Raw genomic sequence first — 2,157 nt, forward strand, 5'->3', positions numbered from 1 at the left:
AGGCGCGAAACAGGGCCACACGCCCACCCACAACGATCAGGCGAGGAGGTCGAGGTCGGCCTCGGTGTCGACGTCGCGGCCGTCGCCGGGGTGTGTGACGACGTCGATGAGGTCGGCGTGGGCGCGCAGGAACGCCCGCGCCCCCGCGTCGCCGACGGCGCTCGCGGCGGCCGGCCCGGCGAGCGCGGCGTCCAGCACGAGCGGGTGCGCCCAGCGGGGGCGACCGCCCTCGGGCGCGGGGGCGTCCGCCCACCGCGAGGCGGTGACGCGTCCGGGCCGGTGCGCGGCCAGGAGCCGGGCGACGTCCTCGGGCGCGACCCCGGGCTGGTCGACGTGCGCGACGACGACCCGCGCGGGAGTCTCGCCGTCGCGCGGCTCCAGCGCGGCCGCGACGCCCGCCCGCAGGGACGACGCCATGCCCGTCGCCCAGTCGTCGTTGACGACGACGCGCGCCGCGCCCAGGTCGGCGTCGGCGGCCACCCGCGGGGCGTCGGCCCCGAGCACGACGACCACGTCGTCGCAGCCTCCGTCGGCGAGGACGCGCGTCGCGTGCTCCACGAGGGGCCGGCCGCCGTGGCGACCGTGGGGGAGCAGCGCCTTCGGGCCGCGGCCCAGCCGGGAACCCGCGCCCGCGGCGAGCAGCACGGCCACGGTGGGACCCGTCACGAGCCCTCGTGCCGCGCGTCGTAGGCCCGCTGGGCCGCGCCGACCTCGTCGACGGCGCCCTCGAGCACCTCGATGAGGCCGACGAGCCGGTCGGCGACCCGTCGCCCCAGGTCGGTCAGCGAGTACTCCACGTGCGGCGGGATGGTCGTGCGGACCTCCCGGGCCACCATGCCGTCGCGCTCCAGCGCCTGGAGGGTCTGGGCGAGCATCTTCTCGCTCACGCCGTCGATCCGGCGGCGGAGCGCGTTGAAGCGGACGGCGCCGTCGCGCAGACCCGCCACGGTGAGCACGCCCCAGCGGCCGGTGACCGCCTCCAGCGCCTGGCGCGACGTGCAGCCGCGCGAGAACACGTCGGCGATCATCGCGTCGGTCGGGCCGGCGTCGGTCTGCTCGACGGCGGGGGAGTCGGTGGTCACCCGCCCAGGATACGGCGCGGTCGCCCGGCAGGCACTGTGACAAGCACCGCACAGTCGATGGGTTGGCACTTACGAAAAGTAAGTGCATGCTGGCGAGGTCGGCCCGTCGCGGGCCGGCCGCGAGCCCGACCTCAGCCTGGATCGAAGGAGCATCACCATGACCATCGCCGTCACCGGCACCAGCGGCCACCTGGGCCGCCTCGTCGTCGAGTCCCTCCTCGCCCGGGGCGCCGCGCCCGCCGACGTCGTGGCCCTCGCGCGCTCGACGGAGAAGGTCGCGGACCTCGCGGCGCCGGACGGGCCCGGCGTCGTCGTCCGCGAGGCCGACTACGACCGCCCCGAGACGCTGGCGTCCGCGCTGGACGGCGTCGAGGTGCTGGTGCTCGTCTCCGGCTCCGCCGTCGGCCAACGGGTCCGCCAGCACGGCGCCGTGATCGAGGCGGCCAAGGGCGCCGGCGTCCGCCGCGTCGTGTACACGAGCGCGCCGCACGCCGACACCTCGCCGCTGGTCCTCGCCCCCGAGCACAAGGCGACCGAGGAGCTGCTCGCAGCCTCCGGCCTCACGACCACCGTCCTGCGCAACGGCTGGTACACCGAGAACTACCTCGGTGACGTGCAGCAGGCGCGCGAGACGGGCGAGATCGCGCGCAGCGTCGGTGACGGCCGCGTCGCCAGCGCGAGCCGCGCGGACTACGCCGAGGCCGCCGCCGTCGTCGCCCTCGCCGACGACGGCTCCCACGACGACTCCGTCTACGAGCTCAGCGGGGACGTCGCGTGGGACTTCGACGAGCTGGCCGCCACCGCCGGCGCGCTGCTCGGCCGGCCCGTGACGTACCGCCGGCTCACCCCCGACGAGCACCGCGACCAGCTGCTCGCGGCCGGCCTCGACGAGGGCACGGCCGGGTTCGTCGTCGCGCTCGACGGCAACACGCGCGACGGCCTGCTCGCCGACACCTCGGGCGACCTCGCCCGCCTGATCGGACGCCCCACCACGCCCCTCGCCGACGGGCTGCGGCGCGCGCTGGGCGACTGAGACCCGACCGGCGCGGCGGGCGCCGGCCCGGACGATGGACGG

3 protein-coding genes are annotated in these 2,157 nt (G+C 77.0%); 1 reads left to right on the top strand and 2 read right to left on the bottom strand.

The genetic code is table 11. The features are described from left to right. Nucleotides 1-36: 36 nt before the first annotated feature. Nucleotides 37-666, bottom strand: coding sequence for an NTP transferase domain-containing protein (locus ACFUVW_RS20640; protein ID WP_430573163.1), 630 nt, complete (start codon nucleotides 664-666; stop codon nucleotides 37-39). Next, a complete protein-coding gene (locus ACFUVW_RS20645; RefSeq protein WP_430573164.1) occupies nucleotides 663-1,082 on the bottom strand; it encodes a winged helix-turn-helix transcriptional regulator in 420 nt (139 codons plus the stop codon). Before ACFUVW_RS20645 ends, ACFUVW_RS20640 begins: the two co-directional genes overlap by 4 nt. Nucleotides 1,083-1,239: 157 nt before the next feature. Between ACFUVW_RS20645 and ACFUVW_RS20650 the strand changes: the two genes are divergently transcribed. Then, nucleotides 1,240-2,115, top strand: coding sequence for an SDR family oxidoreductase (locus ACFUVW_RS20650; RefSeq protein ID WP_430573165.1), 876 nt, complete (start codon nucleotides 1,240-1,242; stop codon nucleotides 2,113-2,115). The last annotated feature ends 42 nt before the right edge of the window (nucleotides 2,116-2,157 follow it).

The sequence above is a fragment of the Isoptericola sp. NPDC057391 genome (genome assembly GCF_042668085.1).
GTDB lineage: Bacteria > Actinomycetota > Actinomycetes > Actinomycetales > Cellulomonadaceae > Isoptericola.

Excerpts from the sequence above, each read along its gene's own strand:
- ACFUVW_RS20650 (WP_430573165.1), top strand. The coding sequence starts at position 1,240 with ATGACCATCGCCGTCACCGGCACCAGCGGCCACCTGGGCCGCCTCGTC.